Below are 15,596 nucleotides of genomic sequence, written 5' to 3' on the forward strand. Positions count from 1 at the left end.
ACGCGCGACGACGGCGAAACCATACCGTGTGAGCGCTAACGGGTAACGATCGAAGGACGAGACATGACGCAAGATCGGAACGAGCCGCCGGCCGGCGAGCGCAGGATGCTGAGCCGGCGCACCGTCCTGACGGCGATGGGGGCCGTGCCGGTCCTCACGGTCGCGGGGTCGGTCCTGCTGGCTACGGACGCTTCGGCCGCCGCGGCGAACATCAATCCGTCGGCGCCGCGGCAGACGATCCGGGGCTTCGGCGGCATGGCCCACGCGGCCTGGATCGGTGACCTCACCGCCGCCCAGCGGACCACGGCGTTCGGCGGCGGCGACGGCCAGCTGGGGTTCTCCCTGCTGCGGATCCCCGTCGGCGAGAACCAGTCCGACTGGAGCCGTGACCTGGCGACGGCGAAGCGTGCGGTCGAGCTCGGGGCGACCGTCATCGCCTCGCCGTGGAACCCGCCCGCCAGCATGATCGAGACGTTCACCCACGGCAGCCAGACCAACGCGAAGCGCCTGAGGTACAGCTCGTACGGCGCCTACGCCCAGCACCTGAACGACTTCACCTCGTACATGCGCACCAACGGGGTGAACCTCTACGGCATCTCGGTGCAGAACGAGCCCGACTACGCCACGGACTGGACGTGGTGGACCTCCGCCGAGATCGTCCGCTTCCTGCGGGAGAACGCCGGCTCGATCAGCACCCGGGTCATCGCGCCCGAGTCGTTCCAGTACGTGAAGTCCATGTCGGACCCGATCCTCAACGACCCCACGGCGCTGGCCAACGTGGACATCATCGGGGCCCACCTCTACGGCACGTCCTACGCGAACTTCCCGTACCCGCTGTTCAAGCAGAAGGGCGCGGGCAAGGAGCTCTGGATGACCGAGGTGTACTACCCCAACAGCTCCGATTCCGGGGACCTCTGGCCGCAGGCGCTCGACGTGGGCGAGCACATCCACCACGCCATGGTCGACGCCGAGTTCCAGGCGTACATCTGGTGGACCATCCGGCGCAGCTACGGCCCCATGCGCGAGGACGGCCAGATCAGCAAGCGCGGCGCCATGATGGCGCAGTTCGCCCGGTTCGTACGCCCCGGATACGTGCGGATCGACGCGACCGCGAACCCGGCGTCGAACGTCTTCGTCTCGGCGTACCGCGGCGGCAACACCGTCGTCATCGTCGCCGTCAACAAGAACACCTCGGCGGTGACCCAGCAGTTCACCCTTGCGAACACCACGGCGTCGGGCAGCGTCGCGAACTGGCTCACCGACGCCAGCCGCAACGTGGCCCCGCAGAGCGCGCTCAGCATGTCGAACGGCTCCCTGACCGTCACGCTCCCCGCCCGCAGCGCGATGACGTTCGTGGCCGCCCTCGGCGACACGACCTCGCCGAGCCCCTCGGTCCCCGTCTCGCCGAGCCCCTCGCTCAGCCCGTCGCCCAGCGGCGGCGGCACGGGCCCCCGGGTCACCTACACGATGAGCACGTGGAACAACGGCTTCACGGCCAGCATCGGCATCACCAACACCGGCACCTCGACCATCAACGGCTGGACGCTCGCCTTCACCCTGCCCTCGGGCCAGGCCATCACCTCCGGCTGGAACGCCACCTTCGCGCCCTCCAGCGGCCAGGTCAGCGCCCGCAACCTCAGCTACAACGGCACGCTCGCGCCCGGCGCCACCATCGACATCGGCTTCCAGGCCACCCACACCGGCAACACCGCCGAGCCGACCGCCTTCACCCTCAACGGCATCCCCTGCACCGTGGCCTGACCGCGACCCGAAAAATGCGGCCCCTCCGGCAACGGAGGGGCCGCACTGTTTCAGGCGATCAGCGGTAGCCGGCCGCCGTGATGTTGGCCTGCACCGCGTCTTCGGTGGCGTTGGTGGGGTACCCGGACGTCATGACGCCCTCGTAGAAGGTGCCGGCGGCCCCGACGCTGTTGTCGCCGCCGATGCCGAGGATGATGGCACCTTCCTTCTTCATCGGGTTGTAGCCCGACACGTTGGGGCGCTTGCCGTCGTAGAACGTCGACAGGCCGCCGGACTGGGCGTTGCCGGCGCGGATGGCCCAGTGGTTCGGCTCGCCCTTGACGATCGCGGTGAGGTAGCGGTAGTTCACCGACGGGTCGTTGGCGTTGTAGCCGGCGTTGACCCCGGAGAACAGGCCGTTCTCGAGGTCGGCCATGACCCAGGGACCGTTGCCGGTACCGTAGCCCCAGACCTTGATGTTGCCGAAGTAGATGGCCTCCATCGTGCCGTTGCCGTTGTCGCGGCTGTTGCGCTCGGCGTTGCCGTAGTCGAAGCAGCAGCCGCCGTTGAAGTGGGTGCCGTCGAAGATGGCGTACATGCCCTCGGGCTGGTCGCCGGTCGCCACGCCGTTGGTGTTGTTGTTGCGGTAGCCGGTGCCGGCCGCGACGTAGACGCCGTAGGCCTTGTGCCCGGCGATGGTGAGCGGCGCGGCGGTGGCGTTGGCGAGGTTGTCGTAGCCGCCGGCCGCCGGGCCGTTGAAGCCGCCGGGCGGGGCCTGGGTGAGGCGGTTGTTGCGGCCCGACTGGTCGTAGATGATCGTGATCAGGCAGGTCGTGTTCGCGCAGAACGAGTCCTGGGCGGCGGCGTCGGCGTACCCGCCCGCGGCGAGGACCCCGATGTCGCGGGTCGTGTTGTCCGAGGAGCGCCGCACCTGGTACAGCGCACCGTTGTACGCCCCGTACAACGCCCGCGTCGTGCTGTGCGCCGCCACGCACGGCGTGCCGCCGGACGCGTAGATGTCGCACGGCCCGCGGCCGGGCGGCGGGTTCGAGGTGCTCGGCGACGGGCCGGCCGACGACGGCGCCGGGCCGGTGGTGCTCGGGCTGCCGGTGCAGGTCACGCCGTTGAGCGCGAAGCTCGCGGGGGCCGGGTTGGAGCCGGTCCAGCTCCCGTTGAACCCGAAGTTGACGGTGGCACCGGTGGCGATGGCGGCGTTGTACGAGACGTTCGTGACGGTCACCGCACTGCCGGACTGCGCGGCGGTACCGTTCCACAGCTGGGTGATGCTCTGCCCGGCGGTGAAGGACCAGGTCAGCCGCCAGCCGTTCACGGCGTCGCCGAGGTTTGTGACGTCGACCCCGGCGCCGAAGCCGCCGGGCCAGGAGTTGGTGATGGTGTAGGTGACGCGGCAGCCGGTCGTGGCCGCGGAGGCCAGGTGGGTGCCGGCCACGCCGGCGCCACCGATGGTCAGCGCCGCGGCGACCGCGACGAGCGGCCAGCGCCGCCGGCGCGGGGTGCGTTCGGACATCGAGCTTCCTTTCCGGGGCTGAAGACACGGTGAACGATGTTGGTCGCCGCGGCGGAGGCGCTCGGGCGGCGACGCAACGCGGCGGAAGGGCGCCGTGTTAGCGCTCACAGGTTCGGCCAGCCGACGGTGCCAGATTCGATCCGCGCATTCAAGCCTGCACATGGATAAATGCGGCTGCCCCGGGCCGTCCCGATGTAAGTTGCAGGCCGGAAACGGCGGCCGAGCCGGAGACCTCGAACACCACGGCGCGCCGGCGTCGTTCGTGGCCTCCTGGACCGGCGCGGCGACGTCACCGGCGGCCGGGTCCAGGGCGGCCAGGCCGAGCCGTCCGCAGGTGGGTCCCGCATATCCGGTGCAGGCGACGTCGATGCGGACCTCGCCGTGGCCGGGCGGGACGGGGTCGGCCTCGCGGACGGCGAAGGTGCGCTCGCCGAGGTGGTACGCCGCGCGGGTCAGGCGGTCTCCTCGCTCAGGTGCCACACCTGCCGCATCGGTGCCCACCAGTGCCCGGCGCCGGGAGCGGCGAGCGACTCCTGGCAGGGGTCGGTGAGTTTCCACCACTGCTGTGTCACGGGGTCTTCGGCGATGCGGGCCTGGTCGGCTTCGTGGTCGTCGCCGACGTACTCGTAGTAGCCGAACAGCAGGTCGTCGTGGATGAAGATGGTGTAGTTGCGGATGTTTGCCGCGCGCAATGTCTGCTCGACGCCCGGCCAGACCGCGGCGTGCAGCTCCAGGTATGTCGCACGGTGCTCCGGCCGCAGCCGGATCACGGAGGCGTAGCGTTGCATCCTCGTTTCCTTCCAGGCAGGTCGTTCTCCGGGCGGCCGCTGACCCGGGCGTGGTTGCGCACCGGTGCCGCCCGCCATCGCGACGAACGGCGTCCGGTCGCCCGGTCGTCCGGTGTCCAGTGTGGACCGGCCGCGGTGACCAGGCCCGACCGCTTGCCGGCGACATTGTAGTTGGCGGCCGGCGCGGTGAGCCCGTCCCGCCGGCGGCGCAACCCGGCGCCGCCCCCGCCGATGCGCGGCTTGCCGAGGTGGTCGCCGGCCCCCTCCTGGCCGGCCGGGGCCGCCAGGAGGGGTTTCAACCTTGCCGTGCGATGCTTGCCGCCGCTGCGACGGTGTGCGTGCCGCTCGTCAGCTCCTGCTCCATTGCTGGTTGCTGCCGCCGTTGCAGTTCCACAGGATCACCGGCGTGCTGTTGGCCGTCCCGGCGCCGCTGGCGTCCAGGCACAGGCCGGACTGCACCCCGGTGACGGTGCCGTCGGCGTTGACGTTCCACTGCTGGTTGGGCTGGCCGTTGCAGTCCCAGATGACCGTCCGGGTGCCGGCGGTGGTTCCGCCGCTCTCGGCATCGAGGCACTTGGTGCCGTACACCTGCAGCTGCTTGCCGGAGGTGAGCGTCCACTGCTGGTTGGTGCCGCCGTTGCAGTCCCACAGCGCCAGCTGCGTGCCGTTGGTCTGCGAGCGGGACGGCACGTCCAGGCAACGGCCCGCGTTGAGGTTGCGCAGCGGCGCGGTCGCCCCGCCGGAGCCGCCGGGGCCGGCGACGACGGAGAGGTTGTCGAACTGGGCCGTCTCGCCCTGGCTGGTCCCGAAGCCGACCTGCCCGGCGCCGTAGGCGGAGTCGGTGACGGTGCCGACCGTGGCGCCGTCGATGGCCGCCGTGATGGTGCTGCCGGAGAAGCCCAGCGCCAGAGCGTGCCAGCGGTTCACACCCAGCGCGGCCACGGACCCGCTGCGCAGCGTCGTGAGCTGCCCGCCGGTGCTGTTGCGCAGGATCGACCAGGCGCCACCGTCGGTGACGCGCAGGTAGTACGCGTTCTGGTTGGCGATCGGGTCCAGGTTCTGGCTGCCGACGCGCCCCTCGAGCTGGACGTACCCGGACTTCTCCAGCAGCGCGTCCGCGGAGACGGTGTAGTTGGCCCAGGACAGGTTGCCGCCGTAGGTGCTCGGCTCGGCGAGCGTCTTCCAGGTGATCGGCGCCTGGGGCGAGGACTGGCGCAGGCACATCCCGGAGCGCCCGGCCCCGCACGCGGCGGTCTCGAAGGCGCCCTGCATGTCCTGCAGGTACCTGGGCTGCCGGCCAGCGGCGTAGCCGTCGAAGTTGTCGGCGTAGGGCAGCGCCAGCGCACCCTGGGCCGGGCTGGCCGCCGTGCCCTTGCCCTGGCCGGTGGTGGTGGTGATGGTGTACAGGTAGCCGGGCTGGACGGTGAGCGAGAACGCGCCGCCGGACGGGGTGATGTCCGTGGCGTGGCGGAACTGGTCGGCGGCGCTGTTCGAGTTCAGGTTGGTCGACCAGACGTGCACGGCCCCGGTGGACAGCCCGCCGGCGACGGTGAAGTTGAGCGTCTGGGCGGCGCTCGCGTCCATGGTCTCGATGACGGTGCTGTAGTCGGTGTTGTTTGTCGACTTCAGGCTGACGTAGCTGCCGTTGTTACGGTTGCCGCCGATGTAGCCGCTGGAGGAGTCGAGGTACTTCCAGCCGGGCGCGGTGAACTGGGTGGTGTGGGCGAGGGCCCAGGTGTTCTTGCCGACGGCGTACCAGCCCGACCACGGCTGGTTGGCCAGCACCAGGCCGACGGTCGCCCACGGCACGTTGGGGGTGACCGCGGCGATCAGGTCCCAGTTGAGGTACGCGGTCATCTTCCCGTCGACGTAGCCGCGGTTGATGCCCCGCGCGAGGGGCTTGGCGCCGTCGTTGTAGTCCTGCGAGCCGCCCTCGCTGTTCCACAGCGTCTCACCGGTGTTGGTGGCGGTGGCCGGCACCGTGCACGTCGTCTGGGCGCTGAGGTAGCCGCACACGTAGTGCGCGCTGAGCACGTCGATGGCGTTGCGCAGCGATGCGTTGCTCGCGACCGCGTTGGCCGGGCCCCAGCTGCCCGGGTAGTCGTCGCCGTAAATGATCTTCACGCCGCTGTAGCCGTTGGCGTTGAGCGCGCTGCGCAGGCTGATGGTCCAGTTGGCGTCGGTCCGCTTCTCGTTCTGGGCCGCGGTGATGTAGTCGATGGTGAGGTTGTGCTGCCTCGCGCAGCCGAGCCAGGAGACCAGGTAGTCAATCATGTCGGTGGACATGAAGTTCCCGTTGCCGATCCAGCCGGGCGCGCCCCAGGCGAGCCCGGCCAGCTTGATGTTCGGGTTGCGGGCCTTGGCCTGCTCCATGATCCACCATTCGTACCCGCGGTCGCAGTTCAGATCGCCGCGGAAGTGCGCGTGGCTGGGCTCGGAGCCGCTGGTGGAGTTGGTGTCGCCGCCGACCTCGACCTTGAGGATCTGCAGCGCGGCGCCGTAGCCGGGGCTGAACAGGTAGTCCAGGATCTGGCCGCGCTGGGCCTCGGGGTAGTCGATCAGCAGCCGGCTGTTGCCGCCGCCGCCGCTGACCGCGCCGACGCCGTCGAACGTCCGCCCGCCGGACGAGCCGTTGACGGTGATGGAGGTCGCGGCCGCGGCGGGTTCGGCGGTGGCGGTGACCAGGACGGCCGCCGCCAGCACCGCGCCGGCGAGGCCGAGGCGGAGCACGCGTAGTTGGTGTCGCACGGAAAGGCGCTCCTTCAGACGGCCGTGATGGTCCACTGGTTGTTGGTGCTGCCGTTCGGCGCCCACATGACGGTGGTGGCGCCGGCGGCGGTGCTGCCCGCGCCGTCCAGGGCGGTGCCCGTGCCGCGGTTGATGATCTGGTAGCGCCCGTTGCCGACGCTGTTGAGCCGCCACTGCTGGTTGTTGCCGCCGTTCCAGGGCGACTGCATCGCGTTCGCGCCGTTGGCGGCGTTGCCCCAGCTGTCGGCCACCATGCCGTTGGTGCGGTTGACGATGCGGACGTAGCCGGTGCCGAGGTCGACCACCTGCCACTGCAGGTTCGTGCTGCCGTCGTAGTTCCACTGCTTGAGCACGGAGCCGGACGCGACGCTGCCGCCGCTGTCCAGCACCAGGCCGGTCGTGACGTTGGCGATGCGGACCCAGCCGGTCGGCGTACCGCCGCCGCCCAGCGCCGGGATCTGGCCGGAGAACGTCAGCCGGACCACGTACGCGCCGGCGCTGTACGGTGCGCTCGCCGACGGCATCGTGATGTGCAGGCCGGAGCCGTCCTGGCTTCGGGTCGGCAGGTTGATGGCGGTCCCGGCCGTGGCGCCGAGCAGCTCGACGGCGCTGAGCGAGCTGAGGTTGATCCGGTTCGCGTTCAGGGTCGTGATGTGCAGCGTGCTGCCGGGCCAGCCCAGCACGGTGGCGTACAGGATCCGGCTGTCCTTGCTGCGGGTGAACCGGATGTCCTGGGCGGTGCCGATGCGCGGCGTCTGGAAGGAGCCGCCGCCCATCTGGGTCGGGCCCTCGCCGAAGACGGTCCAGGCCCGGGTCGCGTACACCGACTCGCCGAACCGCCGGAGGTGATCGCCGATGGCCAGCAGGATGCTGCGCTGGCCGGAGGGGATGGTGCCGTCCGCCATCGGGGCGATGTTGAGCACCATCGTGCCGTTCTTGCTGACCCGGTCGAGCAGCGCGTGCAGCAGCGCGTTGGCCGGGTAGTACCCGATGCCGTTGGTGTAGCACCAGCTGGAGCTCGACACGCTGTCGTCGGTGAGCCAGTACGGCGACTGGATGTCGGCCGGCCCGCCGCGTTCGAAGTCGTAGACCTCGCCGCGGTTGTTGAAGCCGTCCTTGTAGGTGGCGGCCACGTCCTTGTTCCAGGCGACCGCGCGGTTGTAGTAGTACGACAGGAAGTTCAGCCGCTGGGCCTCGCTGACCTGGCCCAGGTTGAAGTCCTGGAAGATGATGTCGGGCTGGTAGCCGTCGATGACCTCGCGCAGCTTGTCGTACCACAGCTGCTGTTCCGCCGTGCCGAGCTGGCCGTAGAGCTTGCGCAGGCTCGCGTCGGACTGCTGCGGGACCCACTGGTAGTAGCCGGTGAAGTTGTAGGCGTGGTGCAGCGACACGTACAGCCGCAGCCCCTTCGCCCGGATCGCGTCGGCGTGCAGCCGCAGCAGGTCCAGGCGGGGGCCGCGGGCGACCGAGTTCCACTCGTTGACGCTGCTGTTCCACATCGAGAAGCCATCGTGGTGCTCGGCGACGGGCCCGGCGAACCTGGCGCCGGCGTCGGCGAAGAGCTGGGCCCACTCGTCGGGGTCGAAGGCGCCGCCGGCCGAGCGCAGTTTGGGCGCGAACTGCACGAAGTTGCCGGCCTTGTCGCGGGCGCCGTTGATGAAGTTGTGGTACGGCCAGACCGACGGGTCGCCGTAGACGGCCTTGTGGTGGTTGTTCTCGTTCGAGCCGTTGTTGTACATGTTGCGCGGGTACCACTCGCTGGCGTACGCGGGGACGCTGAAGGCGCCCCAGTGGTAGTAGATGCCGAACTTCGCGTCCTGGAACCATTCCGGCGCGGGCGGGTGCTGGTCGACCGACGACCAGGCGGCGGTGTAGCTGGAGGGTCCGGCGGTGGCGGCGGCCGAACCGGGCCGCAGCAGCCCGGTGAACGCGGCCGCGCCCGAGAGCCCGGCCGCCGTGAGCAGCCGCCGGCGGGTGACGATGAAGGTCATGGCGAGTCCTGTCCGAAGGAGCGAACGGTCACGGCGCCACCGAGAGACTTGGTGGCGTAGTTGAACACGGCGTAGCGGTAGCCCATGAAGAACTGCCAGGCGTTGTTGAGCGTGAACGCCGGGCCGAGCGTCGTGAACGTGACGCCGTCGGTGCTGTAGGAGAACCGCGCCTGCCGCCCGGAGCCGGGCCGGATGTCGGCGGTGGCGCGCAGCCAGATCCGGCCGCCGGAGACGGTGGCCGCGGCCGCCTCGCTGCCGGTGCCGGTCGTGTTCCAGCTGCCGTCCATGGTCAGCCCGTTGACCATGGTGACCCGGGTGGTGGCGCCGTCGCGTTTGATGCCGATCCACGCCGACGAGTCGCGCAGCATCGCCAGCCCGGACCGGTCGCCGTCGGCCATCGCCGAGTAGTCCAGCTCGATCGTCGCGGTCGAGCTCGGGCCCTGGATGCGCTGGGTCAGCGTGTTGCGGGCCGAGTACAGGTCACTGGTCACGGTCGCGGTCTGCAGCCGCAGGCCGCTGCCGGCCGACCATTTGGTGTTGTCGGGGTTGTGGTTCCACTCCCACTGCGGCCCGAGCGCGGCGGTCCCGAACGTGTCGGTGCCGATCATGGGCTTGACCGTCTTCGTGGTGGAGATCCGCGGCGCCGGGTAGCTGCTGCCCCAGCCGCCGTTGACGGTCTGCACGCTCGGCCAGCCGTCGGCGCTCCACGTGATCGGGGCGAGGACGGGGACGCGGCCGCCGGGGTAGGCGTCCTCGAAGGCCATGTAGTACCAGTCGCCGTTCTGGGTCTGCACCAGGCCGCCCTGGTGCGGCACCCCGCCGCCGGAGATCGGGCCGGGCATGTTCAGCAGCACCTGGCGCATCTCGTAGGGGCCCCACGGGCTGCTGGACTTGAGGATGTACTGCCCGTTGGCCGGCTTGGTGACGAAGATGTAGTAGGAGCCGTTGCGCTTGTAGAAGCGCGAGCCTTCCAGGGTGCCGACGCTCGCGGGCGTCTGGAAGACCTGCTGGTGACGGACCTCGCTGGTGCCGTCGGCGGAGAGCTGGGCCACGCTGAGCGTCGTGTTGCCGTAGGCGACGTACATCGTGTCGTTGTCGTCGATGAGCATGCCGGCGTCGTAGTAGCAGTTGTTGATCCGGGCCTTCTTCGACCACGTGCCGTCGACCGCGGAGGCGGTGTAGACGTAGGTGCGGTTGAACTCGACGCAGCCGAGCCAGTAGTACGTGCTGTTGCTGGCCCGGTAGTTCAGCGTCGAGGCCCAGATGCCCTTGACGTACGCCCGGCCTCCGCTGAGGTTGTAGGCGTTGGAGTCGAAGTCGAGGCTCGGCACGGAGTGCCCGGCGTACTCCCAGTGCACCAGGTCGTACGAGCGCAGGATCGGCGCGCCGGGCGAGTAGTGCATCGTGGAGGCCGAGTAGTAGTAGGCGTCGCCGACGCGGATGATGTCGCCGTCGGCGAAGTCCTGCCACACCACCGGGTTGTTGTACTGGCCGCCGGGCGCCGGTGACGTCGGCGTCGGGCTGGTGCTGCCGCCGTCGGCGCGGACGAGCTGCCACTGCTGGTTGGCCCCGCCCCAGTCGCTGTACTGCACGATGTTGCCGCCGTCGGCCGTCGACGCGTTCTGCACCTCGACCGCCTTGCCGCTGTTGCGGTTGAGCAGCCGCACGTAGCCGCCGTCGGAGTCGGCCAGGCGGAACTGCTGGTTGACGCCGTTGCCGTCGCTCCACTGCACGATGCTCGCGCCGTCGGCGGTGGAGAGGTTGTAGACGTCGAGCACCTTGCCCGACGAGCGCGACTTGAGCCGGTAGTAGCCGCCGCCGGAGTCGACGAACTGCCACTGCTGGTTCGCGCCGCTGTTGCGGGTCCACTGGGTGATGCGGGCGCCGTCATTGGTCGCCGAGTTGTACACGTCGATCGCCTTGCCGCTGTTGCGGTTGACGAGGACGTACCACGCGCTCGTGTCGACCGTGGCGGCCGCGGCCGGCGCGATGTGCAGCGCGACAGCGGCTCCCCCGGCCAGCGCCAGCACGGCGGCGCCGATCGCCGCGGCCCTTCGCCTGATGGTCATGGATGCGTTCCCTTCGGTGGGGGCGGGGGTCAGGACCAGGTCCAGCGCTGGTTGGCCGCGCCGGTGCAGGTCCAGAGGATCACCGTCGTGCCGTTGGCGGTGGCGGCGCCGTTGACGTCCAGGCACAGGCCCGAGGCGGCGCCGGCGACGGTGCCGGAGGCGTTGAGCGTCCAGCGCTGGTTGGCGCCGCCGTTGCAGTCCCACAGCTGGACCTTGGCGCCGGCGGTGGCGTTGAGCGGGGCGTCGAGGCACTTGCCGAGGGCCTGCAGGGTCTGGCCGCTGACGGTCCAGCGCTGGTTCGTCCCGCCGTTGCAGTCCCAGATGATCGGCTGCGTGCCGTTGGCGGTGTTCGCGTCGGGCACGTCGAGGCACCGGCCGGAGGCGGCGCTGACCAGCGTGGTGCCCGACGGCGGCGGCGTGGTGGTACCGCCGCCGGTACCACCGCTGACCCGGTACACCACCGTGCCGTGGGCGGGCACGCTCGCGGAGATCGGGCCGGACGTGGTGGCGGTGGCGCCCGTCCACGCGTCAAGCAGCGTGAAGGGGCCGCCCGCCTTGCCGACGGCCGCGGCGGTGGTGGAGACGGTGGTGGTCGAGCCGCCCTGGTTGAACAGCGCGACCGCCACGTCGCCGTTGGCGAGGCGCTTGGCCAGGACGCGTCGCGTGCCGTCGTTGGCGACCTGGGTCGCCTGCAGGCCCAGGGTGTCCTGGTCGATGGCGATGAGCGTGCGGTTGCCGAGGATGGTCTGCGTCGCCGCGTTCATCGAGCGGATGTCGTTGCCGGCCAGCAGCGGCGCGGCGAGCATCGACCACAGCGCGAAGTGGCTGCGCATCTCGGTGTCGTTCATGCCGCCGCGGCCGACCTCGAGCATGTCGGGGTCGTTGAAGTGCCCCGGGCCGGCGTATCCGGCCAGCGGTACCGTGACGTCGACGATGTTCCGGATGCCCATCGGGTAGCCGTTGCTCTGGCCGGTGTCCCAGGCGTTGGTGATGTCCTCGGTGGTGCGCCACATGTTGGCCACGTCGCCCCAGTTGCGCTGCGGCCCGGTCTTGGCGTGGATGCTGTTCGGGTTGATGCTGAAGACGATCGGGCGCCCGGAGGCGGCCAGCGCGTCACGCATCTTCGCGAACGTGGTCACCTGGTCGCTGATCGAGCCGTTGGGCGAGCACCAGTCGTACTTGAGGTAGTCCACGCCCCAGGCCGCGAACTGCCGCGCGTCCTGGGCCTCGTGGCCCTGGCTGCCGGTGGCGCCGGGGTACGAGCCGAAGTACTGCGCGCAGGTCTTGTCGACCGGCACCTCGTACAGCCCGAACTTCAGGCCCTTGCCGTGCAGGTAGTCACCGAGGGCCTTCATGCCGCTGGGGAACCGCGACGGGTCGCCCTGCAGGTTCCCGGAGCCGTCGCGGCTGGGGTTGAACCAGCAGTCGTCGACGACGACGTACTGGTAGCCCAGGTCCCGCAGCCCGGAGCTGACGATCGAGTCGGCCATCTGCCGGATCAGGGTCTCGTTGATGTTGCAGCCGAAGGTGTTCCAGGAGTTCCAGCCCATCGGGGGCGTCCGGGCCACGCCGTTCTCCAGCGCCTGGGCGCTGGGCGGGCGCAGGACGGCGACGGCGGCCGCGGCGAACGCCAGCAGTGCGGCGGCGAGCGCGACCCAGCGCAGCGGGGTGCGGCGCCGCCGGTCGTGTGATGCAGCGAGCATGAGCGTCAGTCCTTCTGGCGGTAGGGACTTCACTGTCTTGTGAGCGCTAACAACGTGCGGATGCGGGCGGCGCCGGGTGGTCAGCCGCGCAGCCAGCGCTGGTTCGCGGCGCCGGTGCAGGTCCACAGCTGCACGGGCGTGTTGTTGGCGGTACCGGCGCCCGACACGTCCAGGCACAGCCCGGACTGCGCGTTGCGGATGGAGCCGTCCGCGCCGAGGGTCCACTGCTGGTTCGTCGCGCCGCTGCAGTCCCACAGCTGCGCCTTGACGCCGGCGGTGCCGTTGAGCGGGGCGTCGAGGCATTTGCCGAGCGCCCGGATCGTCGGGCCGCTGATGGTCCACTGCTGGTTGGCGGTGCCGTGGCAGTCCCAGATGATCGGCTGTGTGCCGTTGGCCGCGTTGGACCCGGGCACGTCGAGGCAGCGCCCGGACGCGACGCCGACCAGCGCGGTGGTGCCGCCCGGCGTCGGCGAGCCGGTGGTGTCGCCGCCGGTGTCGAGGCCGAGGAAGGCGATGGCGTAGGCGATCTGGCCGGACATCGGCAGCTGGTGGCCGACCCCGGCGATGCTGATCCCCTCCACGGTGGCCTGCGTGCCGGTGCTGCCGTAGCGGGTCCGGGTCCAGCTCGACTGCGGATGATCGGTGAACGCCGGCGTCTGGCCCAGCCCGCGCAGGTTCGTCCACTGCTTGAGCTCCTCGCCGAAGTTCGGGTAGGCGAGGGTGGTGTCGGTGGTACCGTGCCACACCTGCATCCGCGGGTACGCGCCGGTGTAGCCGGGGTACATCGCGCGGGCCTGGTCGCCCCACTGCTGCGCCGTCTTGATGACCGTTCCGCCGGAGCACTGGCTGTTCCACAGCGACCCGTTCGTGGTGGCGAAGCACCCCGCCGGCACGCCCGAGAACGCCGATGCGGCGGTGAACACGTCCGGGTACTGCGCCGCCAGGACGTTTGTCATCATCGCGCCGGAGGAGAACCCGGAGACCACGATCCGGGCCGGGTCGATCGGGTAGTGCGAGCGGGCGTAGCCGACCATCGACATGATGCCGGTGGAGTCGCCGCCGCCGTTGCGGGTGAGCGCCGCGGGCGTCGACACATCGAAGCAGTGCCCGTCGCGGGTCGCCTCCGGCAGCACGATGATGTACCCGTACCGGTCGGCCGCGGTCACGTAGTCGTGCCCGTTGCCGTTGAAGATGCCGCTGGCCGAGCCGCCGCAGTAGTGCACGAGCACCAGCAGCGCCGGGCGGGGCGCGACCCGGGCCGGAACGTAGATGTACATGTTGAGGTTCGTCGGGTTGTTGCCGAACCCGGTGACCTGCGTCAGCCCGGCCGCCATGGCGGGCGCGGCCGCCAGCGCGACGGCGGTCAGGGCGGTCGCGGCGGCGAGCGCCGCGGCGGTCAGCAGTCGTCCCATGCGCATGCCGGTGCCACCTTCCTTCGAAGTCGGGATCCGTACGGCGCCCGGTGCACCCTGTCCGGGGTGCACCGGGCGCACGCTGGTTCAGCGCTGCAGGGTCAGGACGGCCGGCCGGTACGGCAGCAGGCCGTAGTCGCCGCCGGAGCCGGTCGCGCGGCCCTGGTACAGCAGCTGCAGGTTGCACGGGTCGACCGTCTTGGTCTGGTCCGGGTTGGTGCGCACCAGATCGCCGTGGCTGATGTCGTTGGTCCACGACGCGCCGCTGTTGGCCTTGCCCGCGAACGGGTTGCTCTCGCTCGCGGCCTGCGGCGTCCAGGAGCCGCCCAGGCTCGAGGACGTGAACGAGCGGAAGTAGCGGCCGTTGGCGCCGATGGCCTCGACGAGCATCAGGTACTGGCTCTGGCCCTGGACCTTGTAGACCTCGACGCCCTCGAACAGGTTGTTCGTCGAGTCGCTCATGATCTGGGTGTACGAGGAACCGAAGCTGCCCGGGAAGTTCCCGATCGGCATGCTCGCCCGGTAGATCTTGCCGTTGTCGCCGGCGAAGAACAGGTACATGTTCGAGCCGTCACCGATGATGGTCTGGTCGATGGGGCCGGTGCCGGAGCCGGAGATGGTGCCGGTGAACAGCGTCTGCGCCGCCGACCATCCGTTCGCGTTGGACGGATCGCTGGACGTGCGGTAGTTGAACGACGCCCCGCCCCACTGGTAGGTCAGCACCCAGATGTTCTTCGGCGCGAAGTAGAACAGCGTCGGCGCCACCGCACCGAAGCTCATGCCGTTCTGGCTCGCCGAACCCATGTCCGACCAGTTCGTGAACAGGCCGAAGTTCATCGACCCCCACGTCGAACCGGTGTCATGGGTCGTGGCGTACACGAGGTGCTTACCGTTGTACACGACGTTCGTGAAGTCCTTCAGCGACACCCAGCCCGACTTCGGGTTCGCCAGCGCACCGGTCGAGGACCAGCGGTACGACGACGGCAGCGAGCACGTCCCGCCGGTGCTGCCCGGCGTGGTCGGGGTGGTGCCGTCGACGCGGACGAGCTGCCACTGCTGGTTGGTGCCGCCCCAGTCGCTGTACTGCACGACCGCTCCCCCGTCGGCGGTGGACGCGCCCTGCACCTCGACCGCCTTGCTCGAGTTGCGGTTGATCAGCCGGACGTAGCCACCGTCGGAGTCGGCGAGGCGGTACTGCTGGTTGGTGCCGTTGCCGTCGGTCCACTGCACGAGCTTCGCGCTGTCGGCGGTGGAGAAGTTGTACACGTCCAGCACCTTGCCGGAGTGCCGGGCCTTGAGCCGGTAGTAGCCGCCGCCGGAGTCGACGAACTGCCACTGCTGGTTCTGCCCGCCCGACCGCGTGTACTGCTGGATGCAGGCGCCGTCCGCGGTGGACGCGCCGCAGACGTCGAGGGCCTTGCCGGAGTTGCGGTTGACGAGGGTGTACCACGCCGTCGTGTCGACGGTCGCCGCCGAGGCGGAGGTCGCGTTCACGGCGACCACCAGCCCGGCGGCCACGACCGTCGCCGCGAGCGCGGCGCCGAGGAGTTTCATAGCGGGTGTACTCCTAACAGCTGGACGAAATCGCCGGACCGATTTGGCGGGTCGGACCGGCCA

10 protein-coding genes are annotated in these 15,596 nt (G+C 70.2%); 1 reads left to right on the forward strand and 9 read right to left on the reverse strand.

Translation table 11 applies throughout. The features are described from left to right. Window positions 1–63 precede the first annotated feature (63 nt). Window positions 64–1,761, forward strand: coding sequence for a cellulose binding domain-containing protein (locus ACPPVO_RS32500; RefSeq protein ID WP_426502360.1), 1,698 nt, complete (start codon window positions 64–66; stop codon window positions 1,759–1,761). A 58-nt stretch (window positions 1,762–1,819) separates the two neighbouring features. Here ACPPVO_RS32500 and ACPPVO_RS32505 read toward each other — a convergent pair whose 3' ends face one another. From ACPPVO_RS32505 to ACPPVO_RS32545, 9 genes are all read right to left on the reverse strand, one after another. Beyond that, a complete protein-coding gene (locus tag ACPPVO_RS32505) occupies window positions 1,820–3,268 on the reverse strand; it encodes an arabinofuranosidase catalytic domain-containing protein (RefSeq protein ID WP_426502361.1) in 1,449 nt (482 codons plus the stop codon). A gap of 452 nt (window positions 3,269–3,720) precedes the next feature. Then, entirely contained in the window at window positions 3,721–4,056 is a 336-nt protein-coding gene (locus ACPPVO_RS32510; protein WP_426502362.1) for an L-rhamnose mutarotase, read from the reverse strand. Next, window positions 4,035–4,355, reverse strand: a complete 321-nt coding sequence (locus ACPPVO_RS32515) for a hypothetical protein (RefSeq protein WP_426502363.1) — start codon at window positions 4,353–4,355, stop codon at window positions 4,035–4,037. The genes ACPPVO_RS32510 and ACPPVO_RS32515 overlap by 22 nt, the downstream gene beginning before the upstream one ends. A 49-nt stretch (window positions 4,356–4,404) precedes the next feature. Continuing rightward, window positions 4,405–6,804 (reverse strand): ricin-type beta-trefoil lectin domain protein, encoded by a 2,400-nt coding sequence (locus ACPPVO_RS32520; RefSeq protein WP_426502364.1) that lies wholly within the window; start codon window positions 6,802–6,804, stop codon window positions 4,405–4,407. A 14-nt stretch (window positions 6,805–6,818) separates the two neighbouring features. Continuing rightward, a complete protein-coding gene (locus ACPPVO_RS32525) occupies window positions 6,819–8,795 on the reverse strand; it encodes an alpha-L-fucosidase (RefSeq protein WP_426502365.1) in 1,977 nt (658 codons plus the stop codon). Further along, window positions 8,792–10,864: a family 43 glycosylhydrolase gene (locus ACPPVO_RS32530; protein WP_426502366.1), complete on the reverse strand. Its 2,073-nt coding sequence runs from the start codon at window positions 10,862–10,864 to the stop codon at window positions 8,792–8,794. The genes ACPPVO_RS32525 and ACPPVO_RS32530 overlap by 4 nt, the downstream gene beginning before the upstream one ends. Window positions 10,865–10,893: 29 nt before the next feature. Continuing rightward, complete coding sequence (locus tag ACPPVO_RS32535; protein WP_426502367.1) at window positions 10,894–12,567, reverse strand: glycoside hydrolase family 27 protein; 1,674 nt, start codon at window positions 12,565–12,567, stop codon at window positions 10,894–10,896. Between the two features lie 80 nt (window positions 12,568–12,647). Then, window positions 12,648–13,985, reverse strand: coding sequence for an extracellular catalytic domain type 1 short-chain-length polyhydroxyalkanoate depolymerase (locus tag ACPPVO_RS32540; protein WP_426502368.1), 1,338 nt, complete (start codon window positions 13,983–13,985; stop codon window positions 12,648–12,650). An 81-nt stretch (window positions 13,986–14,066) separates the two neighbouring features. Continuing rightward, a complete protein-coding gene (locus ACPPVO_RS32545) occupies window positions 14,067–15,533 on the reverse strand; it encodes a non-reducing end alpha-L-arabinofuranosidase family hydrolase (protein ID WP_426502369.1) in 1,467 nt (488 codons plus the stop codon). Between the last annotated feature and the right edge of the window lie 63 nt (window positions 15,534–15,596).

This window comes from Dactylosporangium sp. McL0621 (assembly GCF_049995355.1).
Taxonomy (GTDB): Bacteria; Actinomycetota; Actinomycetes; order Mycobacteriales; family Micromonosporaceae; genus Dactylosporangium.

What these genes read in the sequence shown, in the direction of transcription:
- ACPPVO_RS32525 (WP_426502365.1), bottom strand. Translation starts at nt 8,795, where the DNA reads ATGACCTTCATCGTCACCCGCCGGCGGCTGCTCACGGCGGCCGGGCTC.
- ACPPVO_RS32530 (WP_426502366.1), bottom strand. Translation starts at nt 10,864, where the DNA reads ATGACCATCAGGCGAAGGGCCGCGGCGATCGGCGCCGCCGTGCTGGCG.
- ACPPVO_RS32510 (WP_426502362.1), bottom strand. Translation starts at nt 4,056, where the DNA reads ATGCAACGCTACGCCTCCGTGATCCGGCTGCGGCCGGAGCACCGTGCG.
- ACPPVO_RS32505 (WP_426502361.1), bottom strand. Translation starts at nt 3,268, where the DNA reads ATGTCCGAACGCACCCCGCGCCGGCGGCGCTGGCCGCTCGTCGCGGTC.
- ACPPVO_RS32540 (WP_426502368.1), bottom strand. Translation starts at nt 13,985, where the DNA reads ATGCGCATGGGACGACTGCTGACCGCCGCGGCGCTCGCCGCCGCGACC.
- ACPPVO_RS32535 (WP_426502367.1), bottom strand. Translation starts at nt 12,567, where the DNA reads ATGCTCGCTGCATCACACGACCGGCGGCGCCGCACCCCGCTGCGCTGG.
- ACPPVO_RS32500 (WP_426502360.1), top strand. Translation starts at nt 64, where the DNA reads ATGACGCAAGATCGGAACGAGCCGCCGGCCGGCGAGCGCAGGATGCTG.
- ACPPVO_RS32545 (WP_426502369.1), bottom strand. Translation starts at nt 15,533, where the DNA reads ATGAAACTCCTCGGCGCCGCGCTCGCGGCGACGGTCGTGGCCGCCGGG.